Raw genomic sequence first — 25991 nt, 5'->3', positions numbered from 1 at the left:
TGTGCGGCCGCGTGGACCCCGAAGGCGAACGAGGAGGTGGGGCCGATGTCGAGCACCGAGAAGCGGCGGCTGGAGGTCCTGCGCGCGATCGTCGCGGACTACATCGCGACCAAGGAGCCGATCGGGTCGAAAACGCTGGTGGACAAGCACAATCTGGGCGTCTCCAGCGCAACCGTGCGCAATGACATGGCGGTCCTCGAGGCCGAGGGATACATCACCCAGCCACACACGAGCTCCGGGCGCATCCCGACCGACAAGGGCTATCGCCAGTTCGTGGACAACATCGCCGAGGTCAAGCCGCTGTCCAATGCCGAGCGCCGCGCCATCATGGAATTCCTGGAAAGCGGCGTCGACCTCGACGACGTCCTGCGGCGCGGGGTGCGGCTGCTGGCGCAACTGACCCGGCAGGTCGCGATGGTGCAGTACCCGACGGTCTCGGCGTCGACCGTGCGCCACCTGGAGGTCGTGGCGCTCAATCCGGCCCGTCTGCTGCTGGTGGTGATCACCGATACCGGCCGGGTCGATCAGCGGCTCGTCGACCTGGGCGCGGTCATCGACGACGAGGATCTCGCGGCACTGCGCGGCATGCTCGGCAAGGCGATGGACGGTAAGCGTCTGTCCGCTGCCTCGAGCGCCGTCGCGGCGTTGCCGGAGAACGCCCCCGCCCGCCTGCGCGACGTGCTGGTCCGGGTGTCGACCGTGCTGGTGGAAACCCTGGTGGAACATCCGGAGGAGCGGCTGGTGCTGGGCGGCACGGCCAACCTGACCCGCAATGCCGGTGATTTCGGCTTCCCCGGCTCGCTGCGTGCCGTCCTCGAGGCGCTCGAGGAGCAGGTCGTGGTGCTGAAACTGCTGGCCGCCGCGCAGCAGCCCGGCACGGTGACGGTGCAGATCGGTGAAGAGACCAGGGTCGAGCAGATGCGCGGCACCTCGGTGGTATCCACCGGGTACGGTATGCCGGGTACCGTGCTGGGGGGTATGGGAGTGGTCGGCCCGACCCGGATGGACTACCCCGGCACGATCGCGTCGGTCGCCGCGGTCGCCCGTTATATCGGTGAGGTGCTCGCGGAACGATGAGCCCGCCCCGGTAACCGGGATCCGCGCCCGCCGGCAACCGAGTTCGCCGGTCGGCCACAGTGAACATGGCAGCATCGGCTGTGAGCAGGGATGCTGGACGACACCCATTCGGAACAGGACTAGAGACTCAAGTGGCACGGGACTACTACGGAATCCTCGGCGTCGGGCGCAACGCGTCCGACCAGGAGATCAAACGCGCCTACCGCAAGCTGGCCCGGGAACTGCACCCCGACGTCAACCCGGATCCGGACGCGCAGGAGCGGTTCCGCGAGGTATCCACCGCCTACGAGGTTCTCACCGACTCCGAGAAGCGCCGCATCGTCGATATGGGCGGCGACCCGATGGAATCGGCGGGGGCGGGCGGCGGCTTCTCCGGCGCCGGCTTCGGCGGTCTGGGCGATGTGTTCGAGGCCTTCTTCGGCGGTATGAACGCGACCAGTTCGCGCAAGCCGCGCGGCCGGGTGCAACCGGGCGCGGATTCGCTGCTGCGGACCCGGTTGTCGCTGGCCGAATGCGCGGTGGGCGTCACCAAACACCTCACCGTCGACACCGCGGTGCTGTGTGATCTGTGCCAGGGCTCGGGCACCAACGGCAATTCCAAGCCGGTGCGCTGTGAAACCTGTGGCGGCGCGGGTGAGGTGCAGACCGTGCAGCGGTCCTTCCTGGGCCAGGTGATGACCTCACGGCCGTGCCCGACCTGTCGCGGCACCGGCGAGACCATTCCCGACCCCTGCCGCAAATGCGGTGGCGACGGCCGGGTGCGGGCCCGCCGCGAGATCGCCGCGCCGATTCCGGCGGGCGTGGCCAACGGCATGCGGGTGCGACTGGCCGCTCAGGGCGAGATCGGCCCCGGCGGCGGACCGGCCGGTGACCTGTACGTCGAGATCGTGGAGCAGCCGCACGACACCTTCGTCCGTGACGGCGACGATCTGCACTGCACGATCCGGGTGCCGATGGTCGACGCCGCGCTCGGCACCACGGTGGTGATCGACACCATCCTGGACGGGCCCACCGAACTGACCATTCCGCCGGGCACCCAGCCGGGCGAGGTGTCGGTGCTGCGTGGCCACGGCATGCCGAAGCTGCGTTCCAGTTCGCGCGGCGATCTGGTCGCACACCTGGACATCGTGATCCCGACCAAACTGGACAACAAACAGTTCGACCTGCTGCGCAAGTACCAGGCGATGCGCAACGGTGAACACACCGAGGTGCTCTCGGCCCAGTCCGAACACAACAGCGGCTTGTTCGCGCGGTTGCGGGCCTCCTTCAGCGGTCGCTGAAAACGCCGTGGCCGCAACGGTTTTCTATCTCGACGAGATACCGCCGGTCGGCGCGGTCGCGGTGCTCGACGGTCCGGAGGGACGGCACGCCGCGACCGTGCGCCGCATCCGGGTCGGCGAGCCGATCACGCTCTCCGACGGTGCGGGACTACTCGCCGAATCCGAGGTCGTGGCCACCGGACGGGATCGCCTGGATCTGAAGGTGCTCGACCGCGTGGTCGCCCCGCCAGTGTCGCCGGCGGTGACGGTCGTGCAGGCATTGCCCAAATCGGATCGCTCCGAGCTCGCCGTCGAATTGATGACCGAGGCGGGCGCCGACGCGATCGTGCCGTGGCAGGCTGCCCGATGTGTCGCGAACTGGGAAGCCAAGGCGCGCAAGGGCGTCGACAAATGGCGTGCGGCGGCCCGGGCCGCCGCACGGCAGTCGCGGCGCGCCTATATCCCGGAGGTCACCGATCTGCACCGGACCGCGGATGTGGCCGCGCTGGTCCGGGCAACCGTCGCGGACAACGGTATCGCGATCGCCCTGCACGAATCCGCGACCGCGCGATTCGCCGAGCTGGCGTTCTCGTCGACCGCGCCGATCGTGCTGATCGTGGGACCCGAGGGCGGTCTCGACGAGTCGGAGCTGGATGCGCTGACCGCGGCGGGTGCCACCGCCGCGCTGCTGGGACCGACGGTCCTGCGCACGTCCACGGCCGCGGCGGTCGCGCTCGGCGCGCTGGGAGCACTGACTCCGCGCTGGTAGATCGCGTCGGCGCGACGGCGGGTGCCCGCGGCGGCGGGGTCATTCCACCGAGCCGCCGCGCCGAGTATCGGCCTACGTCACGGCCGATCGCCGAGATGCGCTGTCGGCCCGCAGGCGTAATCCGAGGCTCGCGACCAAGCCCGCCGCGACCACGATCAGCACGCCGACGTACAGCGCCAATCCGGCCCAGCCGTGCCGGCTGTAGGCCAGGCCCGCCAGCGCCCCGACGATCGAACTGCCGACGTAGTAGGCGAACAGATACAGCGACGAGGCGGCCGCGCGATTGCCGGTCGCGGTGGCGCCGACCCAGGCGCTGGCCACCGCGTGCGCGCCGAAGAAGCCCGCGGTGAACAGCAACAGCCCCGGCAGCAGGATCGCGAGGTGGTCCGGAATGGTCAGCAGCAAACCCAGTCCCATCGTCCCGATGGAGATCGCCACCACCGGAAAACGGCCGAGCCGATCGGCGAATCTGCCGGCCGCGGTGGACGAGACCGTCCCCGACAGATACATCAGGAAAACCGCGCCGGCGGTGGCCGCGGACAACCCGAACGGCGACTGGATGAGCCGATAGCCCAGAAAGTTGTACACCGAGACGAAGCCGCCCATCAGCAGGAAGGCCACGCCGAACAGCGGTAGCAGCGAGCGGTTGCGCAGGTGGGTGGCGAGGTCGCCGAGCAGCGCGCCGACGCCGAGGGGCCGCGCGACGAAGTAGCGCGAGGGCGGCAGCATCCGCACGAACCACACCGTGCACAGCGCGGCGCCCACCGCGAAAATCGCTGCGCCCCAACGCCAGGACGCCACCTCCAAGGTGAAGGCGGGAATCAGCCGGCCCGCCAGGCCGCCGACGGTGGTGCCCGAGACGTAGATGCCCATGGCGGCACCCAATCCGGCCGAACCGATCTCCTCGGCGAGATACGCCATCGCCACCGCGGGCACGCCGGCCACGGCGATGCCCTGCACGGCCCGCCCCGCCAGCATCAGGTCCAGATTCGGGCTGAAGGGCAACAGCAGGCCGATGACGCTGGTCGCCACCGCCGACGCGATCATCACGCGGGTGCGGCCGAACCGCCCCGACAGCACACTCACCGGCACGATCGCCACCGCCAGCAGACCCGTCGTCAGCGATACCGCCAATGCGGCGTGCGCGGGCGTGGCGCCGAAGGCCGTGGACAGGCTCGGCAGCAGCGCCTGCGCGCTGTACATCGATCCGAAGGTGGTGAGCCCGGCCGCGAACAGGGCGACGGTGATCCGTCGCTCGTGCCGCGCGTCCTCGACCGTCCGGACGGGAGCGGTGGTCACGGTCGCGCTGGTCATGCCTTCCACCGTGGCTCCGCGCGGCTGGAAAAGGAAATGCATAATGATCGGTAAGTTGATGCTATTGCCGCATTAGCCGAGCTGAGCGCCGGGAGGGCCGCGATGCCGAGTGACGATTTGCACTGGTTTCTGACCCTCGCCGAACTCGAACGCGTGGGTGCGGCGGCCGATCGGCTGCGTCTGGCCCAGCCCACGCTGTCGCGCATGCTGGCCCGGCTGGAACAGCGGCTCGGCACGCAGTTGTTCGATCGGCACGGTAAGCGGCTGACGCTCAACGAATCCGGGCGCATCTTCTACGAACACGCCCGCCGCGCCCAGGCGGAACTGGACGCCGCGGGCCGGGCGCTCGCGGATCTGGCGAATCCCGCCCGGGGGTCGGTGCGGCTGGCGTTCCTCCATTCCTTCGGCGGGCGGGTCGTGCCGGAGCTGATCGCCGGCTTCCGGCGCGTGTCGGGGCGGATCACGTTCCGGCTCGACCAGGGGCCCGCCAACGTGGTGGCGGCCGAGGTCCTCGACGGTACGGCGGACCTCGGTCTGACCTCGCCCGAACCGGCGCTGCCGGGACTGGGCTGGCGCACGCTGTCCGGCAGCGCCTCGCCCTCGGAGTTCCGGTCGATCATCGGCTGGCGGGACGGCGGCAGATCCGGCTGGCCGAGGCCGCCGAGGCCGAATTCATCGCCATGCCCACCGGATACGGAATGCGCCGGATTCTCGACGAACTCTGTGCCGCAGCGGATTTCCGGCCGCGGATCGCGCTGGAGTCCAGTGATCTGGTGACCGTGTCGGGTCTGGTGGCCGCGGGGCTCGGCGTGGCGCTGCTGCCGTTGGAGGAGCCCGCGGTGCGAGGGCCGCAGCCCGGGCCGGTGCTGGTGCCGCTGGCGGATCCGGGCGCCGCCCGCGCGGTCGGACTGATCTGGTCGGCCGATGCGGTGCCCGGCGACGCCGTGCGCACCTTTCGCGAGTTCGCCGTCGAGTGGTCGCGCGGGAGCGGTCGGTGAACGGACGGTGACGAGTGCTCATCTTCCGGGTGAGCGGCCTCTGAGCTGGGGCTGGAGATCAAATAACTGGGCGGTGTCGGTGCCGCGCGATAGACTTTGAGGAAACGAGAGGATCCGTTCGAGACCGGAAAGCAGGCCATAGCCCCTTTTGCGAACATCAGGCGATATCGGCGACCCGACAACACCCACGACCGGCATCGGAGCCGGTGCCCCCGGCAATGGTAACGGTTCGGGTCCAGCGGCCCGGACGGTGCGGTCCAGCATCGAACTGGCCCCGGAGTCCGTCTTCGGATTCCTCGGTTCCGCCGATGCGAACCTGCGTGAGCTCGAAGGTCTCCTCGACGCCGACATCCACGTGCGCGGGAATTCTGTCACCCTCACCGGTAAGGCCGCCGACGTGGCGCTGGCCGAGCGGGTGGTGGAGCAGCTCGTGGCGCTGACCGCGCACAATCGTGTCGTCACCCCGGAAGCGGTCCGGCACACGGTGTCCATGCTGACCGAGGGGTCCTCCGATTCCCCGGCCGAGGTGCTGAGTCTGGACATCATCGCCCGGCGCGGCAAGACCATCCGCCCGAAGACGCTGAACCAGAAGCGCTACGTCGACGCCATCGACGAGCACACGGTCGTCTTCGGCATCGGCCCGGCCGGTACCGGTAAGACCTACCTCGCGGTCGCCAAGGCCGTGCAGGCACTGCAGAGCAAGCAGGTCACCCGCATCATCCTCACCCGGCCGGCCGTGGAAGCCGGCGAGCGGCTGGGCTTCCTGCCGGGCACGCTGAACGAGAAGATCGACCCGTATCTGCGCCCGCTCTACGACGCGCTGCACGACATGATGGACCCCGAGGCGATTCCGAAGCTGATGGCCTCCGGCGTGATCGAGGTCGCGCCGCTGGCGTACATGCGCGGCCGCAGCCTCAACGATTCGTTCATCATCCTGGACGAGGCGCAGAACACCACGCCGGAACAGATGAAGATGTTCCTGACCCGGCTCGGCTTCGGCTCGAAGATCGTGGTCACCGGTGACGTCACCCAGGTCGACCTGCCGGGCGGCACCCGATCCGGGCTGCGGGTGGTCAGCGACATCCTCACCGATATCGACGACATCCATTTCGCGGAGCTCACCTCCAGCGACGTGGTGCGCCATCGGCTGGTCTCGGAGATCGTCGACGCCTACGACCGCTACGAGTCCGACGCCCGCCCGCAGATGGCGCGGCACTACCCGGGCGGCAACCGCGCCCAGCGCCGAGCGGCGGACAAGGCGGCCCGCCGCTGAGCTACCGGAGCGGCTCGCCGCTGGTGTGGTGGTGAGGCCATGCGCGGCCCCCATTAGGCTGGCAGGGTGAGTATCGAGATCGCCAACGAGTCGGGCATCGACGTATCGGAACCGGATCTGGTCAGCGTCGCGCGGTTCGCGATCGAACGGATGGACGTGCATCCGGCGGCCGAATTGTCGATGGTGCTCGTCGATCTCGACACCATGGCCGACCTGCACATGCGGTGGATGGACCTGCCGGGTCCCACCGACGTGATGTCGTTCCCGATGGACGAACTCGAACCCGGTGGCCGTCCCGACGGCGCCGAACCGGGCCCCTCGATGCTCGGCGACATCGTGCTCTGCCCCGAATTCGCCGCCGCTCAGGCCGGGAAGGCCGGCCATTCCCTCGACCACGAGCTGGCGCTGCTCACCGTCCACGGGGTGCTGCATCTGCTCGGCTACGACCACGCCGAGCCGGAAGAGGAGAAGGTGATGTTCGGCCTGCAGAACCGCCTGCTCGCCGAATGGTACGAAAGCCTGCGCGAGGCCGCCCGCCGGGCCGAGCTGGCCGAACGCGACCGCCGTCTGCTGGGGAAGACCGGGTTCACCGCCCCGGGCGACCCCCTGGACCCGGCATGAGCGGTCAGGGCCGGAGGCGGCAGCGCAGCGTCACCACGCAGGCCCCCGATCATGCCGCCATCGAACACAGCATGAGCGGTCGGGGCCGGAGGCGGCAGCGCAGCGTCACCACGCAGGCCCCCGATCATGCCGCCATCGAACACAGCATGAGCGGTCGGGGCCGGAGGCGGCAGCGCAGCGTCACCACGCAGGCCCCCGATCATGCCGCCATCGGACACAGCATGAGCGGTCGGGGCCGGAGGCGGCAGCGCAGCGTCGAGGGCAGAGCGTGAATGCGCTGATTCCGCTGCTGCTGGCGATTCTGCTGGTACCCGTCGGCGGTGTCTTCGCGGCGATCGATTCCGCGCTGATGACCGTCTCGGCGGCGCGGGTGGAGGATCTGGTCCGCGCCGACCGGCCGGGGGCCCGCCGCCTGGCCCGGATCACGATCGACCGGCCGCGCTACGTGAACCTCATGGTGTTGCTGCGGCTGACCTGCGAGATCGCGGCGACGGTCCTGCTGGTGGCGGCACTCGGCGAGGTGCTCGGCTGGGGGTGGGCGCTGGCCGCGACCGCGGTGATCATGGTCGTGATCGACTATGTCGTCATCGGTGTCGGCCCGCGCACGCTGGGCCGCCAGCACGCGTATTCGATCTCGCTGGCGGCGGCACTGCCGGTGCAGGCGATCGGGGCGCTACTCGGACCGGTGAGCCGATTGCTGATCATGATCGGTAACGCCATCACCCCCGGTCGCGGATTTCGCAACGGCCCCTTCGCTTCCGAAGTGGAACTGCGCGAGATCGTCGATATGGCGCAGCAGAGCGGCGTGGTCGATTCCGAGGAGCGCCGCATGATCCAGTCGGTGTTCGAACTCGGCGACACCGCGGCCCGCGCGGTGATGGTGCCGCGCACCGAGATGGTGTGGATCGAGGCGGACAAGACGGTGGCGCAGGCGATGTCGCTGGCCGTGCGGTCCGGGCATTCGCGCATTCCCGTGGTCGGCGAGAACGTCGACGACATCCTCGGCGTGGTGTATCTGAAAGATCTTGTGCCGTATGCGGATCGGGGCCGCAGCGTGCAGGTGCGGGCGGTGATGCGGCCGGCCGTGTTCGTGCCGGATTCGAAACCGCTCGACGCCCTGCTCGACGAGATGCAGCGTCGCCGAAACCATATGGCGCTGCTGGTGGACGAATACGGCGGAATCGCCGGGCTGGTCACCATCGAGGATGTCCTCGAGGAGATCGTCGGTGAGATCGCCGACGAATACGACACCGACGAGATCGCGCCGGTGGAGGAGCTGGGCGAGGGCGTCTACCGCGTCTCCACCCGGCTGCCGGTCGAGGATCTGGGCGAGCTGTTCGGCCTGGAGATCGAGGAGGAGGACGTCGACACCGTCGGCGGCATGCTGGCCCATACGCTGGGCCGGGTGCCGCTGCCGGGGTCCGAGGTCGTCGTGCACGGGCTGCTGCTGCAGGGGGAGGGCGGCGCCGATACCCGGGGTCGGGTGCGGGTGCACACCGTCGTCGCGCGCCGCGCGGAGGAGCCGGACGAACTGTCGGGTGCGCTCGCGGACGCGGGGCGCGGCGACCGTCAGGGGCGGGAAGAGACGTCGAGATACGAGAACGGAGATGGCGATGACCGAGCGTGAAAGCGCCGAACTGAACACCGCCGATTTGAACGCCGAGGACGGCAAGCTGCTGGTGCTGGCGCGCGGTGCGATGGGACGCACCGGCGGAGTGGCGGGCGCGGCGATCCGCGACACCGACGGCCGCACCTACGCCGCGGGCACGGTGGACCTGAACACGCTGTCGCTGTCCGCGCTGCAGGCGGCGGTCGCGGCCGCGATCTCCAGCGGAGCGGAGGGATTCGAGGCCGCGGTGCTGGTCGGTGGGCAGGATTCCGATCCGGGCGTGGCCGCGGTCCGCGAGGTGAGCACCTCGGCGGTCGTCATCGTCACCGATCGCAAGGGCACCACCTACCGCACCGTCGCCGGAACCGAGACGGCACGATGAGCGTCCAGCAGCCCGGCGAGGGCGAATTCCGTTCCGGCTTCGTCTGTTTCGTCGGGCGGCCCAACACCGGCAAATCCACGCTCACCAATGCCATGGTCGGCCAGAAGATCGCGATCACGTCCTCGCGGCCGCAGACCACCCGCCACACCATCCGCGGCATCGTCCATCGTGACCACGCCCAGCTGATCCTGGTCGACACCCCCGGTCTGCACCGGCCGCGCACCCTGCTGGGGCAGCGCCTCAACGATCTGGTGCGCGACACCTACTCCGAGGTCGACGTGATCGCGCTGTGCATCCCGGCCGACGAGAAGATCGGACCGGGTGACCGCTGGATCGTGCAGCAGGTCAAGCAGATGGCGCCGAAGACGACGCTGATCGGCGTGGTCACCAAGATCGACAAGGTGGACAAGCCGCAGGTCGCCGAGCAACTGCTCGCGGTCTCGCAACTGCTGGGCCCCGAGGCCGAGGTGGTTCCGGTCTCGGCGGCCAAGGGCGAGCAGGTCGAACTGCTCGTGGATGTGATCGCGTCCAAGATGCCGGAGGGCCCGGCGTTCTACCCCGACGGGGAGCTGACCGACGAGCCCGAGGAAACCCTGATGGCCGAACTCATCCGCGAGGCGGCGCTGGAGGGTGTGCGCGACGAGCTGCCGCATTCGCTGGCGGTGGTGATCGAGGAGGTCCTGCCGCGCGAGGAGCACGAGGACATGCTGGACGTGCACGCCCTGCTGTACGTGGAGCGGCCTAGTCAGAAGGCGATCATCATCGGCAAGCGCGGCGCCCGGCTCAAGGAGGTCGGCACCGCGGCGCGCAAGCAGATCGAGCACATTCTGGGCACCCGCATCTATCTGCATCTGCACGTGAAGGTCGCCAAGGACTGGCAGCGCGATCCCAAACAGCTGCGCAAGCTGGGCTTCTGATCGGGTCGACTGTGATCTCCGTCTCGCGGGGGTACCCGAGTCGTCGTCGGGATCCGGTCACCCGCTCATATCGGAGTCGCAGGTCGGCCGTAGTCGAATTGTGATGTGCGGTTCCGGTATTTCCGCAGGCGGGCGCGAACTGTGTGCGCACGCACATTGTGAGACGGGCCTACGATCCTGGCGTGAAGTGGATGTCCCGGGCGTTCGGCTCGAAAGAGCTGCCGCCGCAAGTGCGTTCGGATCTGGAATCGGAAGGGATCGTCGTATTCGGCCCGGTGAGTGGATCGCTGGCCAGACGCAGTTATCGGACACCACTGCACTACGGTTCTTCCAGTTGGGAGAATATCGTCGGCGGAACCATCGGGATGAGCAGAAAACGCCTGGTCATCTGGGGTAATAGGGAGGCCTTGGTCGACGTCTGGCTGGGCCACCCCGCCGTCACCATGGAACTGCAGGGGCCCGAACGCATGCTCGTCGAGGCCGACCGCGGTGCGATCGATCCGATTCGCACCGGCTGGACCACGTTGCTGCTGCGCACAATTCACGCACCGCGCATCGCGCAGCTGTACGCGGAGGGGCTGCCGCGCAGCGTGTGAGGCGTTGCGGTGCGGCACCGCGCCGAAGCGGAGGGCCGAGTATTCTGGCCGGAAGATGTCGGCAGGTGTCGCCCGGTCGGGGGCCGAGCGGCGTGGGGGCGTGGGCACGTCGGAGCGGCGTGGGAGACTGTCAGCGTGTTGTTGTATCGGGACCAGGCGATTGTGCTGCGCCAGCACAAGCTGGGTGAGGCCGATCGCATCGTCACGCTGCTCACCCGTCAGCACGGGCTGGTTCGGGCGGTGGCGAAGGGTGTGCGCCGCACCCGGTCGAAGTTCGGCGCCCGGCTGGAACCGTTCGCCTATATCGACGTGCAGCTGTATCCCGGACGCAACCTCGACACCGTGACGCAGGTGCATACCGTGGAAGCGTTCGCCGCCGATATCGTCGCCGACTACGGCCGCTACACCACCGCCTGCGCGGTGCTGGAAACCGCGGAACGCCTCGCCGGTGAGGAGCGCGCCCCTGCGCCCCGCCTGCACACCCTGACCGCCGGCGCGCTGCGCGCGATCGCCGCCGGCCGACGCCCGCACGAACTGATCCTCGACGCATTCCTGTTGCGCGCCATGGGTTTCGCGGGCTGGGCGCCCGCCCTCGACGAATGCGCCCGGTGCGCCACCCCCGGCCCGCATCGTGCCTTCCACGTGGCCGCCGGGGGAGCGGTCTGCGTGCACTGCCGCCCGCCCGGCTCGGCCACGCCCTCGGTCGGAGTCCTGGAACTGATGAGTGCGCTCAATCGCGGGGACTGGACCGGACTCGATGTGGTCGCCGAGTCCGTCCGCCGCCAGGCCAGCGGGCTCACCGCCGCCCATCTGCAATGGCATCTGGAACGGCAGTTGCGGACCTTGCCGTTGATCGAGCGCTCTCGTCCGCACGAGGCGGCGGAGCCGCCGGCGTCGCGGGTGGGATAGACCGGCCGCCTACCCGAGGTCGGCCAGCTGCGGGACCGCCGGCGCCATATCCTCGATCCACGCGGCGGGCGAGCCCGTGGTCGGGGTGATCAGCACCGCGTCGATGCCCAGTTTCGCGTAATCGGCCATGCTGCGGACGAATTCGTCACGAACGTGCGGATTCGGGCGCGGGTTGTTGGCCATGATCGTGGTGCGGATGGTGTCGAAATCGCGACCGACATCGTCGCAGTGGCGGCGCAGCACGTCCAGCTTGTGGGCGACATCCTCCGGAGAGGTGCCGAACAGGTTGCAGGCGTCGCCGTACTGCGCGACCAGCCGCAGTGTCTTCTTCTCGCCACCGCCGCCGATCAGCACGTTCGGGCGATGGATCGGCTGCGGTGAACACAGCGTCTCGGCCAGCTGGTAGTGCTTGCCCTCGAACGGCCCGTTGTTGTCCGGATCCCACATCTGCGCGCAGATTCGCAGCGTCTCCTCCAGCCGCTCGAACCGCTCGGCCAGCGGCGGGAACTCGACCCCGAGCCCGCGATGCTCCCGCTCGAACCAGGCGGCACCGATACCCAGTGTGGCCCGCCCGCCCGACAGCACGTCGAGGGTGGTGACGATCTTGGCGAGCAGCCCCGGATGCCGATAGGTCACGCCGGTGACCAGCAGGCCGAGGTCGATCGAGGTGGTATGCGCGGCAAGGTATCCCAGCGTCGTGTAGCCCTCCAGCATGTTCGCCTCGGCCGGTAGTCCGGTCGGCTCGATCTGGAAGTAGTGATCCATGAACGACAACCAGGTGGCGCCCGCCGCCTCCGCGGCCTGCCCGACCCGCGCCAGCTCTCCCGCGATCGCGGTGGTGCCGCCGTCGATATCGAAGATAGGAATGTGAAATCCGAGCTCCATGGAGTTCTCCTCGTCAGTGACCGACTTCCCCGGAAGAACGCTATGCCCTGGAGCGCACTCCAGGTCAAGAGGTTGATGATCGGCTCCGAGAAGTTCCGCGCGGTGATCGATCTGTCCGAGCCGGTGGCGCTCACCCTGTGAGCGGATGCGCAGCCGCAGGTCGGCGACGAAATCTCCCGGGCACCGGTCACAGGCGGCGCGCGGTGTTGCAGGATAGGTGGCGTGATCGGTAACCGCTCCCAGACCACCCGCACGATTCGTCCGCCGTCACCGCACCCGTCGGGCGCCACTCCGCCCGCGCTGCCGCAGGAGTTCGTGCCCCGGCATGTGGCGCTGGTGATGGACGGCAACGGCCGGTGGGCACAGGATCGCGGGCTGCCGCGCACCGCCGGGCACGAGCGCGGCGAGGCGGTGCTGATGGACACCGTGGAGGGATGTATCGAGATCGGCGTGAAATGGCTTTCCGCCTATGCCTTTTCGACCGAGAACTGGCGGCGCAGCCCGGACGAGGTCAAGTTCCTGATGGGCTTCAACCGCGACGTGATCCGCCGCCGCCGCGACGAGATGCACGAGATGGGGGTGCGGGTGCGCTGGGCGGGCCGGCGGCCGCGCCTGTGGCGCAGCGTGATCAAGGAATTGGAGATCGCCGAGGAACTCACGAAGGACAACACCGTGATGACGCTGACCATGTGCGTCAACTACGGCGGCCGCGCCGAAATCGCCGATGCCGCACGGGAAATCGCGCGCAAGGTGGCGGCCGGGCAGCTGGACCCGGAGAAGATCACCGAATCGACCTTCGCGAAATATCTCGATGAACCGGATATGCCGGATGTGGACCTGTTCCTGCGGCCCTCCGGTGAGCTGCGCAGCTCGAACTTCCTGATCTGGCAGTCCGCCTATGCGGAATTCGTCTTCCAGCACACCCTGTTCCCCGATTTCGACCGTCGCGACCTGTGGGAGGCCTGCGTGGAGTACGCCAAGCGCGATCGCCGGTTCGGTGGCGTGAAGTGAGCAACGATCTGACCGTCGCCCGGGAACTGCAGGCCCAGGCCGCCGCGTGCCTGCGCAGATGCGAGATCGCCGTGCGCGAGGAGGACGGCGGCGCCCTCGGCTTCGAATACGAGGGCGCGTTGTGCTCGCTGCGCGGCGTCACTCTGGCTCCCGGCCTGGACGTCCTCACGCTGACCTGCGTCCTCGCCTGGGATCGTCCCTTGAAGCCGCAACTGCACAAGCGCGTCGCCGATCGCAACAACGCGCTGCAGTTCGGCTCGCTGACCGTCATCGCCCACGACAAACAGGCCGACGTGCTGCTGCGCTACACCTTCCCGGCAGCGGGCCTCGACGACGACGCGTTGGCGACGATGCTGCTGCTGGTGCTGTCCGGCGCGGGCCGCGCCCGCCAGGGCCTGGTGCCCTGACCGGCACGGTGGTCCTCAGGCCACGGGCAGCGGGTAGGGCGCGGGCGTGCCGGTCTTCGCGGAGCGGCCGCTCAGCCATGTGAAGACGCCGGACATCGGCGCCGAGGACAGCACGCGGTAGGTGAGATCGCGACGGCGGATCTGCCACCGGGTCGCGGGCGCGAGGAAGCGGCCGGCGCCGGTGGCGAACTTCTGCGACTTCTCGACCGCGGGGCGCATGATGCGCTCGTAGCGGGCATAGGCAACCCGGTGGTCCCCGTGTGCCGCCGCGAATTCGCCCGCCAGCGTGTACGCGCCGAGCATGGCGTGTCCGGTGCCGTTGCCGCCGGGCCCGGCGCACCAGGCGGCGTCGCCGAGTAACGCCACCCGGCCGCTGGACCATCGGTCGAGCCGGATCTGGCTGAGTGAGTCGAAGTACAGGTCTCCGGCATCCTGGAGGGCGGCGAGCAATTGCGGCGCTCGCCAGCCCACACCGGCGAAGTGATCGGCGATGAACCGCTTCTGCGCGTCGATGTCACGGCGGTCGAATTCCGTTGGGGGACCGGCGAATATGAAGCCGGCCACGGCCCGTTCGGGATCGCGGGCGCTGGCGATCGAGAGGTATCGGCCCGGCTCGTTGTAGATCCGGCCGCTGTGATCGAGTCCGAAGGTGTTGGGCATGCTGAACGCCGCGACGTAGTAGCCGAGATCGCTCCGGAAGTCGTCCTCGTCGCCGAAGACCAGCCGCCGCACACCCGAGTGCAGACCGTCCGCACCGACCACGAGGTCGTAGCTGCGGGAACGACCGTGGGCGAAGCTCACCCGGACCGCGTCGGCGGCCTGGTCGATGGCGGTGATGCGATCCCCGAAGACGTACTCGGCGTCGGTGCTGCTGTGCCGGTGGAGGATTCGCGCCAGATCCCCGCGATCGATCTCGACCTCGCCACTGAACAGTGCGGACGGGAATCGTGACACGGTGCGTCCGGCGGCGTCGACGATGAGCTGGTCGCCCATGCCGGTCTCGTGGGCGCGGATATCGGCGAGGACTCCCATGCGCTCCAGCAACACGACCTGGTCGCCGCGGAAATCGACGGCCGCGCCGCCGCCGGCGCGCAGCACCGGCGATTGCTCCACCACGGTGACCCGGTATCCGAGCCGGCCCAGCCAGTAGGCGAGTGACGGCCCGCCGATACCGGCGCCGGAGATCAAAACGGACAGGCTCATGGCTGCTCCCTGTGGGTGGGTTACTGCGTGACAGCCCGACCGTACAAGCGTCTTATCCATTTGGTCAATCCAAATGGATAAACCGCTTGGAGTAGCGGTTGGCTAGCATCGCCGACATGGGAAACCGGGACGATCTGCTGGCCGGGGCGTTGGTGTGCTTGAAGGAAAAGGGGTGGGCCCGCACCACGGTCCGCGATATCGCCGCCGCGGCCGGTGTCAATCACGCCGCGATCGGCTATCACTTCGGCTCCCGGGACGCGCTGCTGATCGAGGCGTTCACCCAGGCGATGGAGGAATGGGGCCTGCGTATCCAGGAGGCGACGCTCGCCGCGATCGATTCCGACGCGGGCCCGCGGGAACGCTACGAGGCGTTCTGGCGGCACACGATCGCTTCCTACTCCGAGAACCGGCAGTTGTGGCTCGCCTCGGTCGAGGCCGGTGTGGAAGCGGAGCGGTCACCGCGGGTGCGCGAATTGATGACCCATGCCATGGCCGAGGGGCGCAGCGGTCTCGCCGCCGGGTTGCTGGGTGTCCCGGAAGATTCCGTCGACGAACGGGCGGTGCGGACGATCGGCGCGCTGCAACTGGCGCTGATGTCCGGCGTGCTCATGCAATGGACTCTCGATCCCGAGCATGCGCCGACCGAACGTGATCTCACCGAGGGGTTGCTCGCGCTGGCCGATCACATCGCCGGCCCGTCGCACGACTGAGCGGGCGGCTATCGGTCCCGGAGTTGCTGCGGCACCCGCGCGACTTGTCGATCGGCGCGCCGACCGAATCAGCGCGCGATGTGGGTGCAGTCGCGGCAGGTGCCGAACACCTCCATGGTGTGGCTGATGTCGGTGAATCCGTGTTCGCCGGCGATGGCCGCGGCCCAGGCCTCCACGGTCGGGCCCTCCACCTCGACGGTGCGTCCGCACTGGCGGCAGACCAGGTGATGATGATGACCCTTGGAGCACTGCCGGTAGACGGATTCGCCTGTGTCCGTGCGCAATACGTCGACCTTGCCGGCGTCGGCGAGCGACTGCAGGGTGCGGTACACGGTGGTCAGGCCGATGCCCTCCCCGCGGCGGCGTAGTTCGTCGTGCAGCTCCTGGGCCGAACGGAATTCCTCGATATCGCCCAGCAGTGCGGTGATCGCGCTGCGCTGGCGGGTGCTGCGAATTCCGACAGTCTTCTCGGCGGTGCCCGTCTTCTCCGGCACTGTCATCCTTCCTCGGCGTGTGCGACGGCGTCGACGACGATGCGTGCCAGATGGTCGTCGACCAATTCGTAGATCACCTCACGGCCGGTGCGTTCACCGCGCACCACGCCGGCGGATTTCAGAATGCGCAGGTGCTGGCTGACCAGGGGCTGCGTGACGCCCAGCGTATCGACCAGTTCGTGCACACAGCGCGGCGATTCCCGCAGCTGCAGCACGATCGCGATCCGCACCGGCGCGGCCAGCGCGCGCAGCAGTTCACCCGCATTGTCGAGGGTGGTGCGGGCGGGGACCGCGGGGGCGGTCGGGGCGCGATAGGGATACGGGTCGTGCGGGATCGGCGTGGGCGCCTCGACGGCGACGCGGCTACGACGCGCGGGGACACCGCTGTCGGCGGTCATCGAACCAACTCCTTATTGGAAACCGATGCCATTATTGATATGCATAAGTGCGCATGTCAAGGCAGCGCGCCGCCTCGCCTCTCCGCGTCTTTTGCGTGTCGTGACTGCTCGGAGATTTTCGTGTCGGGCCGGCGGTGTGTGGTGGGCCCGGTTCTGGTCGTCCCCGGCGAGTCACCCATGTGCTCGCGAAATCAGTCGCTCCGGTCCGATACTGCTTCGCGGTGTGCCTCGACGGGTCGCTAGGCTGGGGCGAATCGATCGAACCCATCATCCAGAGGGAGAGCTCCAGCCGTGGCACCCAAGTCGAAGATCGACACCGTCGCGAATCTCGCCAAGCGCCGGGGTCTGGTATACCCCAGCGGCGAGATCTACGGAGGGACCCGGTCGGCGTGGGATTACGGCCCGCTGGGTGTGGAGCTCAAGGAGAACATCAAGAAGCAGTGGTGGCGGGCCATGGTCACCAGCCGCGACGATGTGGTCGGCCTGGACTCCGCGATCATCCTGCCGCGGCCGGTGTGGGTGGCCTCCGGTCACGTCAGCGTCTTCAACGACCCGCTGGTCGAATGCCTGAACTGCCACAAGCGGCACCGGCAGGACCACCTGCAGGAGGCGTACGCCGAGAAGCACAAGATCGATGATCCGGACAGCGTGTCCATGGATCTGGTCGGCTGCCCGGACTGCGGCACGGTCGGCAAGTGGACCGAACCGCGCGATTTCAACATGATGCTCAAGACCTACCTCGGGCCGATCGAGTCCGAGGAGGGCCTGCACTACCTGCGTCCCGAGACCGCGCAGGGCATCTTCGTGAACTTCGCGAACGTGATGACCACCGCGCGCAAGAAGCCGCCGTTCGGCATCGCGCAGATCGGCAAGAGCTTCCGCAACGAGATCACCCCCGGCAACTTCATCTTCCGCACCCGCGAATTCGAGCAGATGGAGATGGAGTTCTTCGTCAAGCCGGGTGAGGACGAGCAGTGGCACCAGTACTGGATCGACACCCGGCTGGCCTGGTACACCGACCTCGGCATCGACCCGGAGAATCTGCGGCTCTACGAGCACCCGAAGGAGAAGCTCTCGCACTATTCGACCCGCACGGTCGATATCGAGTATCGCTTCCACTTCCAGGGCAGCGAATGGGGTGAGCTCGAAGGTGTCGCCAACCGCACCGACTTCGATCTCTCGACGCACTCGAAGCATTCCGGCACCGATCTGAGCTACTTCGACCAGAACACCAACGAGCGCTACACGCCGTACGTGATCGAACCCGCGGCCGGCCTGACCCGCTCGCTGATGGCCTTCCTGATCGACGCCTACACCGAGGACGAGGCGCCGAACGCCAAGGGCGTCATGGAGAAGCGGACCGTGCTGCGCCTGGATCGCCGCCTCGCGCCGGTGAAGGCCGCCGTACTTCCGTTGTCGCGCAACGCCGATCTGTCGCCGAAGGCGAAAGACCTTGCCGCGCAACTGCGTAAGAATTGGAACGTCGACTTCGACGACGCCGGCGCGATCGGGCGCCGCTACCGCCGCCAGGACGAGATCGGCACCCCGTTCTGCATCACCGTCGACTTCGACACGCTCGAGGATCAGGCCGTGACCGTGCGGGAGCGGGACTCGATGACACAGGAGCGGATCGCGCTCGACCAGGTGGAGGGCTATCTCGCCCAGCGCCTGCTCGGCGCCTGAGTTCACCGCGACGCGGAGGGTCTCTCGCATCCGGATTCGGACATAACCGAAGACCCGGGCGTCATCGGGGCGAATCGCGCGCCGAAGTGGGATCGGCGGAAATATCGCCGTGGTCCGGGTCGTTCCGAGCACTGAGCAGTCCGAGATCCGGCGCACCCTTCGGGTGCGGCCGGGCCCGGCCCACAGGTGCGACGAAAGGTCCTGATCATGGCGCAGGCGGTCAAGTTCGATCGGTACGGCGATATCGATGTGCTCGAAGTTCGCGAGATCCCGGATCCGCAGCCCGGGCCCGGCCAGGTCGCGGTCGAGGTGGTGGCCGCGGGGATCAATCCGGGCGAGGCCAAGATCCGCAACGGCTCGCTGCACGAACGGTGGCCCGCCACCTTTCCGGAAGGGGAGGGCACCGACTTCGCCGGGCGCATCGTCGCGCTGGGCGAGGGGGTGAGCGGGATCGCCGTCGGCGACGAGGTGCTCGGATTCAGCGACAAGCGCTCCAGCCACGCCACCCGGGTGGTGGTGCCGGCCCAGCAGGTCACTCCCAAGCCGGTGGGTCTGTCGTGGGAGGTGGCCGGATCGCTATACGTCGCGGGCACCACCGCCTTCGCCGCCGTGCGGGCCGTGAGCCCGGAAGCCGGTGACACCATCGCGGTGTCCGGCGCGGCCGGTGGAGTGGGATCCATTGTGGTGCAACTGCTTCGGGCCCGCGAGGTGACGGTGATCGGCATCGCGGGGCCGGACAACCAGGACTATCTGCGCGAGCTGGGGGCGGTCGCGGTGGAATACGGTGACGGTCTCGCCGAGCGCCTCCGGCAGGCGGCGCCCGGCGGCATCGACGCCTTCATCGATACGCACGGCAACGGCTATGTCGAACTCGCTCTCGATCTCGGCGTGAAGCCCGAACGCATCGATACGATCATCGACTTCGCCGCGGTGGAGAAATACGGCGTCAAGGCGGAGGGCAATGCGGCCGCCGACACCATCGACGTGCTCGCCCAGCTGGCCGAACTGGCGGCCGCGGGGACCGTGCGGATTCCGATCGCCGCCACCTATCCGCTCGCCGAGGTGCGCGCGGCGTTCACCGAACTCGAGCGCGGCCACACCCGGGGCAAGATCGTGCTGCTGCCATGACATCTGTCATGGCACAGTCGTGACGGTCGGGCCAGGTACGACGCCCGGCTCCACGCGACAGTGGAACCATGACATCAGCACTGACATCCGGTTCGGCGGAACGGGTCGCCGCCGCACCGGTGATCGAGCTTCGCGGACTGACCAAAACCTTCCGCAGCTCCGCCGGGCCCGTCCGCGCGGTCGACGGACTCGATCTGACCGTCACCGCGGGTGAGGTGGTGGCGTTCCTGGGACCCAACGGTGCCGGGAAGTCCACCAGCATCGACATGATGCTCGGCCTGCTGCGGCCCGATGCCGGAACCGCCCGCATTCTCGGCGGCACGCCGGCGGAAGCGGTTGCGGCGGGCCGGGTTTCGGCCGTTCTGCAGTCGGGTGGTCTGCTGCCGGATCTCACGGTCGGCGAAACGGTGCGCGTCGTGGCGGCCCTGCATCGGAATCCGCGCCCGGCCGGGGAGGTGCTCGTCCGCGCCGGAATCGACGGCATCGCCGACCGCATGGTCGGCAAATGCTCCGGAGGTCAGCAGCAGCGCCTGCGGTTCGCCCTGGCGCTGCTGCCCGATCCGGACCTGCTGATCCTCGACGAGCCGACCACCGGCATGGACGTCGAGGGCCGCCGCGATTTCTGGAACGCCATTCGCGCCGACGCGGGTCTCGGACGCACCGTCGTCTTCGCCACCCACTACCTCGACGAGGCCGACGCCTACGCCGACCGCATCGTGCTGGTGCGGGGCGGGCGGGTCGTGGCCGACGGCAGTGCGGCATCGGTGAAGAATCTGGCCTCCGGCCGCACGGTCTCGGCGACCCTGCCCGGCGCCGATCCGGCGAGCCTGCTCGCCCTCGCCGGGGTGGACCGGGTCGAACAGCGCGGTGATCGAGTGCTGGTGCACGGCAACGACTCCGACGCGGTCGCCCGCTATCTGCTCACCAGGACACCGGCCGTCGATATCGAAATCACCGGCCGCAATCTCGAAGACGCCTTCCTCGCACTGACCGGAGACAACTGACATGACCACATCGACCGTGCCTCGCGCCACCCGGCTGGGCGCCGGCGGATTCAGCTGGGGATTTCTGCTGCTCGAACTGCGTCGCATGCTGCGCAACCGCCGCACCGTCATCTTCGCGCTGGTGATGCCCGTGGTGTTCTTCGTGATCTTCGGCGCCCAGAACTCCTACCGCAACGAGACCTACGGTTCGGCGAATGTCACGGCGTACGTGATGGTGTCGATGGCCGTCTACGGGGCGATGCTGGCCACCACCAGCGGCGGTGCCATGGTGGCCGTCGAGCGCGCCGCCGGCTGGATACGGCAGCTGCGTCTCACGCCGCTGACCCCGGCCGCCTACGTCGCCACCAAAGTGGCCGGCGCGATGGTGCTCGGATTGTGTTCGGTCGTCGTCGTCTTCGTCGCCGGTGCGGTGACCGGCGCGCATCTGACCACGGCGGCCTGGGTGGGCTGTTTCCTGATCGCGTGGCTGACCTCGGTGGTCTTCGCGGCGTTCGGATTGTTCATGGGCTACGTGCTGCCGTCGGAGAACGTGATGCAGATCCTCGGCCCGGTGCTGGCGCTGCTGTCGTTCGCCGGTGGCTTGTTCATGCCGCTGCACGGCTGGTTCGAGACGGTGTCGAAGGTCTTCCCGACCAACGGCGTCGCGACCCTGGCCCGGTTGCCGCTCGGCGACACCAGTGCCGGATCCGCCGCACTGGGGGTGCTGAACATCGTGGTGTGGGCGTCGGTATTCGCCCTCGGAGCTGCGGTTCTGTTCCGGCGTGACACCGCTCGCTGACCGCCGCGCCGCACCGTCCACCTCGGTGGACGGTGCGGTAGCGTCGGACTCCGGCGGTGCCGGCAGAGGCGGGATACGGAGGGTGACGATGCGAATACCTCCGGTCGATCGGCCGATCTCCGGAGCGCTGGACCGGATTGCCCGCAGGATGGACCGCGATCCCGCCCCGCATACCGCCATCCAGCATCGGCGCCTGTTCTTCGGCGCGGTGCTGGCATTGATCTGGCTGCTGTATCTGATCGCGCCGATCGTCTCGCAATGGCAGGACGGCCACCGGATGCGGGCCGTCGCGGCGGCGGTATGCCTCGCGGTTTTCTGGCTGCTGACCGCCTCGTGTTTCGGTCCCTTCCGGCAACCGGACTGGGACGAGGGACACACGCAGGCGGTGCTGCCGGTCTCGTACGAGTGGCCGCGATGGCTCGTGGTGGGCGCGCTGGCGGCACTGGCTGCCGCGATGACCGTGCTGCTGGGTGTCACCGGCCTGGGCACCGCCATCTACGTCGCGGCCGCCGCCGTCTTCGTGCTTCCCACCGCGAAATCCGGTGCGGTGGTGGCGGGTACGGCCGCGCTGTTGATCGGCCTGTCAGTGCATTACGGCAGCACGCCGCTGTATTTCGCCTTCATACCGGTGGTGATGTGGACCGGTCGCGAAATCGGGCGGCGGCGCGGACAGTTGCGGGAGCTGACTCGCCGCCAGCAGAGCGAGCTCGCGATCGTGGAGGAACGCAACCGCGTGGCACGCGACGTGCACGACATCCTGGGCCACTCACTGACCGTCATCACCGTCAAAACCGAACTGGCGCAACGGCTGCTCGATACCGATCCGTCCCGCGCCCGGCAGGAGATGGCCGATGTGGAGCGGCTCGCCCGCGAGGCGCTGGCCGGGGTGCGCGATACCGTCGGCGGGCTGCGCGAGGTGTCGCTGGCGAGTGAACTGGTCAACGCGCGCACGGCCCTGCGTGCCGCCGGTATCGAGGCGGAGCTTCCGGATCCCGCCGAGCTCCCCGAGCGATATGCGGTGATCTTCGGATGGGTGCTGCGTGAGGCGGTCACGAATGTGGTGCGCCACAGCGGCGCCCGGCACTGCCGGGTACGGGTGAGCGAGTGGCGGATCGAGGTCCGCGACGACGGAAAAGGACTGTCCGGCAGTACCTTCGGTTCCGGCCTGACCGGCTTGCGCGACCGGGTGCGCACCGAGGGCGGCAGCCTGACGGTCGAAACACCGTCCGGCGGGGGAACGCTGATCGCCGCGGAGTTCCCGACGGCCGACGGGCGCAGTTGAGCACGGCGAGACACATCGTCGACTCGGACCGGCGAATGTCGGGCGGCGGATACCCCACCGGTCGGATTAGGGTCACAGACATGCGTGTGATGATGTCGATCGGTGCAGCGCCACGGGGGCGACGCCGGTGATCCGGTTGCTGCTCGCCGACGATCAGGCGCTGGTGCGGGGCGCGCTGGCGGCGCTGCTCGGGCTGGAGGCCGACCTCGAGGTGGTGGCCGAGGTGGGCCGGGGCGACGAGGTTCTCGACGCCGTGCGGCGCACCACGCCGGATGTAGTGCTGCTCGATGTGGAAATGCCCGGAATGGACGGAATTTCGGTGGCGGCGCAGCTGCATGCGGAATTCCCGCGCATCCGGATCCTGATGGTGACCACATTCGGCCGCCCCGGATATCTGCGCCGCGCCATCGACGCCGGGGCCGGCGGTTTCGTCGTCAAGGACACGCCCGCACGGGAATTGGCGGACGCGGTGCGGCGCGTGCACATGGGGCTGCGCGTCGTGGATCCGGCGCTGGCCACCGAAACCCTCACCGCCGGAACCTCACCACTCACCGCACGCGAGCGCGAGGTGCTCGCCGCCGCGGCCGACGGGTCGACGGCGGCGGTGATCGCGGGCCGCCTGCATCTGTCCGAGGGGACCGTCCGCAACCATCTCTCGGCCGCGATCGGCAAGACGGGCACCCGAACTCGCGCCGAGGCCGTCCGCGCGGCCGAACGTCTCGGCTGGTTGTAAGCGGCCCTCATCGGCCGCGGGCGTAGATTCGCCGATGTGCACCTGACGCAGATCCGCCTGATCGTGTCCGAATTCGACCGCTGCGTGGCGTTCTATCGCGACGTTCTCGGACTCACACCGCAAACCGACGACCCGCGCCCGCCCTACGCGGCCTTCAAACCCGAGCTGGGAAGCACGCTGGCGTTGCACGAGCGTGCGAATCTGGCGGCGGCGCTGGGCGATACCCTGCGGTCCGCGAGCGGCCCAGGGTCGCCCTCGGACAACGACGTGGCGCCGGTCCCGCCCGCCGACGCGGCGATGGTGTCGCTGCGGGTCGACGATCTCGACGCATATCTCACCGAGATCACCGCGCGTGGCGCCGAAATCCCGGGCAAACCAGTCGAATACGACGGCCGTCTCCGCTGCGCTTATCTGCGCGACCCCGAGGGCAACCTGATCGAACTCCAGCAGTGGCTCGCGACCCGTACCGGCGACGCCGTACCACCGGCACGGTGAGGCGACGAGGTCAGAATCGCCCGCCCCGGCTGATCCGGCGCGAACTGTCGGATCCACCGAAAGAGGCCGGGCCCCAGCCGGATCCGCCCGTCGAGCGGCCGCGGTAACCGCTGCCCGCGCCGCGCAGCAGGCTGTCGATCAGAATTCCGCCCAGTACCGCGCCGGCCTGTGATGTCCCCGAAGCCGGCCGGCGGGCCTGCCACTCCCGCACATCGGCCTCGGCGGCGTGCAGTGCGCGGGTGGCCAGATCGGCGGCCTGTTGCGCACTGTTCAGTGCCGCCTGCGGGTCGGTGGCCGAGAGTTGCTGCGCCCGGTCCAGATTGCGCTGCGCCTCGGCGAGGCGGGTGCGGGGTGCGGCGTCGACGCCGCCGCGGCGGGTGTCGATGAAATCGGCGGCGGCCCGGACCTGACTCTGGGCGGCGAGCACGGCTTGGTCCAGGCGGCGCCGCAGTTGCTCGGCGGCGAGTTTGCGCTCACCGGCCGCCGCGACGGCGCGATCCAGTGCGGTATCGGCCGCGACCGCGCGGTGGAAGGTGCCGAGCGGATCGCGGTCACCGCTGGTTCGGGCCGCCTCCCACGCGGTGCGGGCACCGGACATCGCCTCCGCCAGTTCCGGGCCGCCGTGTTCGGTCAGGCCCTGCGCGGTCGCGAGATCGCGGCCCAGTTCGTCGATCGCCGCCGGCAGACCGGCCCGCGCCTGGGTGATATCGGTCTCGGCGGTGTCCACGGCGTCGAGCAGGGCGCGGGCGGCGGTCACCGCGGCTTCCGCGCCGCGAATCGCCGCGACCGCTCCGCCCTGGCGTCCGACCGGCGCGGCCGCGGCCCGCCTGCCCTGTTCGATCGTGTTCTCGGCGAATCCGATTCGCTCCCGTGCCATCGTCACGTTGTCGCGCACCGGCGCGGTGACCGATTCCGGTTGTGAAGCCAGCAGCCGCCGCAGCGTCTCCTCCGAGCGCGGCAGCCGCGCGGTGAGATCGATCACATCGCGAGTCAGAGCGTCCAGCCGTTGCGGCGCGTCGATCAGCAGATTGCGCATCGCGTCGAATTCGGCCACCTTGTCATCGAGTTCGGCATCGGCCCGCCCGCAGGTGGCGATCAGCTCGACCAGCAGATCACGGCGCTGATCAGGGGTTTCCGGAATGTCGTCATCGAGCCGCTGGCGGATCGAAAAGGCATGCGCCATCGCCTGTTTCGCCGTCTCGAGCGCGGCGGCGAACGGCGCGGTCGCGGTGGCGCCGAATTCGTCGGTGGCCAGCCGCAGTTCTTCGGCGCTGGCCCGGATCGCGTTGTCGGTGTCGACCAGCACCTGCGCCGAGCGGGTCTCGAGCAGATCCGGCCGGAGCCGGGCCAGCGCGGCGGTGTCGGTCGGGTCGACCGCCCGCGCGGCGTCGGCCTCGGCGCGGCCCCGAGCGCGCCGGCGCAACTGCGAATAACCCAGCACCACGCCGATCACACCCAGCACGAGGAGAGTGATCACGATCAGCGGCCAGATCCCCACACCGCCGGAATCGCCCATGGCCGTGGACAATCCGTCGGCGGCGGCCACCGCGGCCTCGGCCCACTGACCGTTGTGCAGTCGCGGCTCGACCTGATCGGTGAGCAGCGAATTCAGTTCCGCATCACTCACCGAGGGCGGGAGCGCGCCGGTGAAGGCATAGGAGCGGTCGCTGGTCGCGATCGACAGCAGCACATCGCGATCGCCGAATCCGGACGCGGTCGCCGTGCGCTGACCCCAGGTCTGCGGGTCCACACCGCCGAAATCGCGGACGTAGACCACCCACAGCCGCTCCCGGTGCGCGGTATAGAGCGCGTCCACCGACGCACGCACGGTGTCGCGCTGCGGACCGTCGAGAACCTGGGCGGAATCGGTGACGTATTCGTTGAGTCGCATCGGTTCGTCGGCGACCGCCGGGCCGCAGCAGCCGAGCACGAACCCGAACACGATCGACAGCAGCATCGCGAGCAGCGTCGGCGGCTGTGATCGGCGAAGACGCGCGTGCGGCTGCATAGCACGAATGTATCCGCCGACACGGCGTGACGGGCGTTGATCCGGCCG

26 protein-coding genes and 1 pseudogene are annotated in these 25991 nt (G+C 68.9%); 21 read left to right on the top strand and 6 right to left on the bottom strand.

Annotation, left to right across the window (positions count from 1 at the left end; translation table 11 throughout):
• Nucleotides 1–45 precede the first annotated feature (45 nt).
• The 3 genes from hrcA to NA3_RS06845 all read left to right on the top strand — a co-directional run bounded on the left by hrcA (nt 46) and on the right by NA3_RS06845 (nt 3105).
• A complete protein-coding gene (gene hrcA, locus NA3_RS06855) occupies nt 46–1077 on the top strand; it encodes a heat-inducible transcriptional repressor HrcA (protein WP_036499751.1) in 1032 nt (343 codons plus the stop codon).
• 131 nt (nt 1078–1208) lie between these two features.
• Entirely contained in the window at nt 1209–2357 is a 1149-nt protein-coding gene (gene dnaJ / locus NA3_RS06850) for a molecular chaperone DnaJ (RefSeq protein WP_062962659.1), read from the top strand.
• A gap of 7 nt (nt 2358–2364) precedes the next feature.
• Nucleotides 2365–3105, top strand: a complete 741-nt coding sequence (locus NA3_RS06845) for a 16S rRNA (uracil(1498)-N(3))-methyltransferase (RefSeq protein WP_062962658.1) — start codon at nt 2365–2367, stop codon at nt 3103–3105.
• 72 nt (nt 3106–3177) lie between these two features.
• Here the strand turns inward: NA3_RS06845 and NA3_RS06840 are convergent, their stop codons facing one another.
• Nucleotides 3178–4419: an MFS transporter gene (locus NA3_RS06840; RefSeq protein WP_062962931.1), complete on the bottom strand. Its 1242-nt coding sequence runs from the start codon at nt 4417–4419 to the stop codon at nt 3178–3180.
• Nucleotides 4420–4521: 102 nt separating this feature from the next.
• Here NA3_RS06840 and NA3_RS06835 point away from each other — a divergent pair.
• The 8 genes and pseudogenes from NA3_RS06835 (at nt 4522) to recO (ending at nt 11724) form a co-directional block, all read left to right on the top strand.
• Nucleotides 4522–5417, top strand: a pseudogene (locus NA3_RS06835) (LysR family transcriptional regulator).
• A gap of 196 nt (nt 5418–5613) precedes the next feature.
• A complete protein-coding gene (locus NA3_RS06830; RefSeq protein WP_062962930.1) occupies nt 5614–6690 on the top strand; it encodes a PhoH family protein in 1077 nt (358 codons plus the stop codon).
• A gap of 66 nt (nt 6691–6756) precedes the next feature.
• A complete protein-coding gene (gene ybeY / locus NA3_RS06825) occupies nt 6757–7311 on the top strand; it encodes an rRNA maturation RNase YbeY (protein ID WP_030512859.1) in 555 nt (184 codons plus the stop codon).
• 268 nt (nt 7312–7579) lie between these two features.
• Complete coding sequence (locus NA3_RS06815; protein WP_062962656.1) at nt 7580–8938, top strand: hemolysin family protein; 1359 nt, start codon at nt 7580–7582, stop codon at nt 8936–8938.
• Nucleotides 8925–9302, top strand: coding sequence for a cytidine deaminase-like protein (locus tag NA3_RS06810; protein WP_062962929.1), 378 nt, complete (start codon nt 8925–8927; stop codon nt 9300–9302). Before NA3_RS06815 ends, NA3_RS06810 begins: the two co-directional genes overlap by 14 nt.
• Nucleotides 9299–10219 (top strand): GTPase Era, encoded by a 921-nt coding sequence (gene era, locus NA3_RS06805; RefSeq protein WP_062962655.1) that lies wholly within the window; start codon nt 9299–9301, stop codon nt 10217–10219. The genes NA3_RS06810 and era overlap by 4 nt, the downstream gene beginning before the upstream one ends.
• Nucleotides 10220–10401: 182 nt before the next feature.
• Nucleotides 10402–10815: a hypothetical protein gene (locus NA3_RS06800; protein WP_128145382.1), complete on the top strand. Its 414-nt coding sequence runs from the start codon at nt 10402–10404 to the stop codon at nt 10813–10815.
• A gap of 135 nt (nt 10816–10950) precedes the next feature.
• The gene (recO, locus tag NA3_RS06795) at nt 10951–11724 is read left to right on the top strand and encodes a DNA repair protein RecO (RefSeq protein WP_062962653.1); all 774 of its coding nucleotides are present in this window, start codon (nt 10951–10953) and stop codon (nt 11722–11724) included.
• 9 nt (nt 11725–11733) lie between these two features.
• Here the strand turns inward: recO and NA3_RS06790 are convergent, their stop codons facing one another.
• Nucleotides 11734–12609: an LLM class F420-dependent oxidoreductase gene (locus tag NA3_RS06790; protein WP_062962652.1), complete on the bottom strand. Its 876-nt coding sequence runs from the start codon at nt 12607–12609 to the stop codon at nt 11734–11736.
• Nucleotides 12610–12831: 222 nt separating this feature from the next.
• On the opposite strand from NA3_RS06790, the gene NA3_RS06785 reads away from it, so the two are divergent.
• The gene (locus NA3_RS06785) at nt 12832–13620 is read left to right on the top strand and encodes an isoprenyl transferase (RefSeq protein ID WP_372464178.1); all 789 of its coding nucleotides are present in this window, start codon (nt 12832–12834) and stop codon (nt 13618–13620) included.
• 8 nt (nt 13621–13628) lie between these two features.
• Complete coding sequence (locus tag NA3_RS06780) at nt 13629–14027, top strand: YbjN domain-containing protein (RefSeq protein WP_084491358.1); 399 nt, start codon at nt 13629–13631, stop codon at nt 14025–14027.
• Between the two features lie 15 nt (nt 14028–14042).
• Here the strand turns inward: NA3_RS06780 and NA3_RS06775 are convergent, their stop codons facing one another.
• Nucleotides 14043–15230 carry an FAD-dependent monooxygenase gene (locus NA3_RS06775; RefSeq protein WP_062962649.1) on the bottom strand — a complete coding sequence of 396 codons (1188 nt, stop codon included), beginning with the start codon at nt 15228–15230 and terminating at the stop codon, nt 14043–14045.
• 116 nt (nt 15231–15346) lie between these two features.
• Here NA3_RS06775 and NA3_RS06770 point away from each other — a divergent pair, with 116 nt between their 5' ends.
• On the top strand, nt 15347–15940 hold the full coding sequence (locus NA3_RS06770) for a TetR/AcrR family transcriptional regulator (RefSeq protein ID WP_062962648.1): 594 nt from the start codon (nt 15347–15349) through the stop codon (nt 15938–15940).
• A 68-nt stretch (nt 15941–16008) separates the two neighbouring features.
• Here the strand turns inward: NA3_RS06770 and NA3_RS06765 are convergent, their stop codons facing one another.
• Both NA3_RS06765 and NA3_RS06760 read right to left on the bottom strand, forming a co-directional pair.
• Nucleotides 16009–16440, bottom strand: a complete 432-nt coding sequence (locus NA3_RS06765; protein WP_128145381.1) for a Fur family transcriptional regulator — start codon at nt 16438–16440, stop codon at nt 16009–16011.
• Nucleotides 16437–16832: an ArsR/SmtB family transcription factor gene (locus NA3_RS06760; RefSeq protein WP_025351935.1), complete on the bottom strand. Its 396-nt coding sequence runs from the start codon at nt 16830–16832 to the stop codon at nt 16437–16439. The genes NA3_RS06765 and NA3_RS06760 overlap by 4 nt, the downstream gene beginning before the upstream one ends.
• A gap of 291 nt (nt 16833–17123) precedes the next feature.
• Here NA3_RS06760 and NA3_RS06755 point away from each other — a divergent pair, with 291 nt between their 5' ends.
• From NA3_RS06755 to NA3_RS06725, 7 genes are all read left to right on the top strand, one after another.
• Nucleotides 17124–18515, top strand: coding sequence for a glycine--tRNA ligase (locus NA3_RS06755; protein WP_030512871.1), 1392 nt, complete (start codon nt 17124–17126; stop codon nt 18513–18515).
• 207 nt (nt 18516–18722) lie between these two features.
• Complete coding sequence (locus NA3_RS06750) at nt 18723–19643, top strand: NADP-dependent oxidoreductase (RefSeq protein WP_062962928.1); 921 nt, start codon at nt 18723–18725, stop codon at nt 19641–19643.
• A 68-nt stretch (nt 19644–19711) separates the two neighbouring features.
• The gene (locus tag NA3_RS06745) at nt 19712–20647 is read left to right on the top strand and encodes an ABC transporter ATP-binding protein (protein ID WP_062962646.1); all 936 of its coding nucleotides are present in this window, start codon (nt 19712–19714) and stop codon (nt 20645–20647) included.
• Nucleotide 20648: 1 nt separating this feature from the next.
• On the top strand, nt 20649–21425 hold the full coding sequence (locus tag NA3_RS06740) for an ABC transporter permease (protein ID WP_062962645.1): 777 nt from the start codon (nt 20649–20651) through the stop codon (nt 21423–21425).
• A gap of 88 nt (nt 21426–21513) precedes the next feature.
• Complete coding sequence (locus tag NA3_RS06735) at nt 21514–22707, top strand: sensor histidine kinase (RefSeq protein WP_128145380.1); 1194 nt, start codon at nt 21514–21516, stop codon at nt 22705–22707.
• Nucleotides 22708–22834: 127 nt separating this feature from the next.
• Complete coding sequence (locus tag NA3_RS06730; protein ID WP_062962643.1) at nt 22835–23440, top strand: response regulator transcription factor; 606 nt, start codon at nt 22835–22837, stop codon at nt 23438–23440.
• Nucleotides 23441–23476: 36 nt separating this feature from the next.
• Nucleotides 23477–23935, top strand: coding sequence for a VOC family protein (locus NA3_RS06725; RefSeq protein WP_062962642.1), 459 nt, complete (start codon nt 23477–23479; stop codon nt 23933–23935).
• Between the two features lie 10 nt (nt 23936–23945).
• Here NA3_RS06725 and NA3_RS06720 read toward each other — a convergent pair whose 3' ends face one another.
• Complete coding sequence (locus NA3_RS06720) at nt 23946–25943, bottom strand: TPM domain-containing protein (protein ID WP_084491280.1); 1998 nt, start codon at nt 25941–25943, stop codon at nt 23946–23948.
• Nucleotides 25944–25991 lie beyond the last annotated feature (48 nt).

This window comes from Nocardia africana NBRC 100379 (genome assembly GCF_001612635.1).
In the GTDB taxonomy this organism is placed as follows: domain Bacteria; phylum Actinomycetota; class Actinomycetes; order Mycobacteriales; family Mycobacteriaceae; genus Nocardia; species Nocardia africana.
This window is presented reverse-complemented; position numbering and strand designations above follow the sequence as displayed.

Excerpts from the sequence above, each read along its gene's own strand:
- hrcA (WP_036499751.1), top strand. The coding sequence starts at position 46 with ATGTCGAGCACCGAGAAGCGGCGGCTGGAGGTCCTGCGCGCGATCGTC.
- NA3_RS06740 (WP_062962645.1), top strand. The coding sequence starts at position 20,649 with ATGACCACATCGACCGTGCCTCGCGCCACCCGGCTGGGCGCCGGCGGA.
- NA3_RS06750 (WP_062962928.1), top strand. The coding sequence starts at position 18,723 with ATGGCGCAGGCGGTCAAGTTCGATCGGTACGGCGATATCGATGTGCTC.
- NA3_RS06790 (WP_062962652.1), bottom strand. The coding sequence starts at position 12,609 with ATGGAGCTCGGATTTCACATTCCTATCTTCGATATCGACGGCGGCACC.
- NA3_RS06745 (WP_062962646.1), top strand. The coding sequence starts at position 19,712 with ATGACATCAGCACTGACATCCGGTTCGGCGGAACGGGTCGCCGCCGCA.
- NA3_RS06770 (WP_062962648.1), top strand. The coding sequence starts at position 15,347 with ATGGGAAACCGGGACGATCTGCTGGCCGGGGCGTTGGTGTGCTTGAAG.
- NA3_RS06775 (WP_062962649.1), bottom strand. The coding sequence starts at position 15,230 with ATGAGCCTGTCCGTTTTGATCTCCGGCGCCGGTATCGGCGGGCCGTCA.
- NA3_RS06765 (WP_128145381.1), bottom strand. The coding sequence starts at position 16,440 with ATGACAGTGCCGGAGAAGACGGGCACCGCCGAGAAGACTGTCGGAATT.
- NA3_RS06760 (WP_025351935.1), bottom strand. The coding sequence starts at position 16,832 with ATGACCGCCGACAGCGGTGTCCCCGCGCGTCGTAGCCGCGTCGCCGTC.
- NA3_RS06810 (WP_062962929.1), top strand. The coding sequence starts at position 8,925 with ATGACCGAGCGTGAAAGCGCCGAACTGAACACCGCCGATTTGAACGCC.
- NA3_RS06840 (WP_062962931.1), bottom strand. The coding sequence starts at position 4,419 with ATGACCAGCGCGACCGTGACCACCGCTCCCGTCCGGACGGTCGAGGAC.
- NA3_RS06720 (WP_084491280.1), bottom strand. The coding sequence starts at position 25,943 with ATGCAGCCGCACGCGCGTCTTCGCCGATCACAGCCGCCGACGCTGCTC.
- NA3_RS06735 (WP_128145380.1), top strand. The coding sequence starts at position 21,514 with ATGCGAATACCTCCGGTCGATCGGCCGATCTCCGGAGCGCTGGACCGG.
- era (WP_062962655.1), top strand. The coding sequence starts at position 9,299 with ATGAGCGTCCAGCAGCCCGGCGAGGGCGAATTCCGTTCCGGCTTCGTC.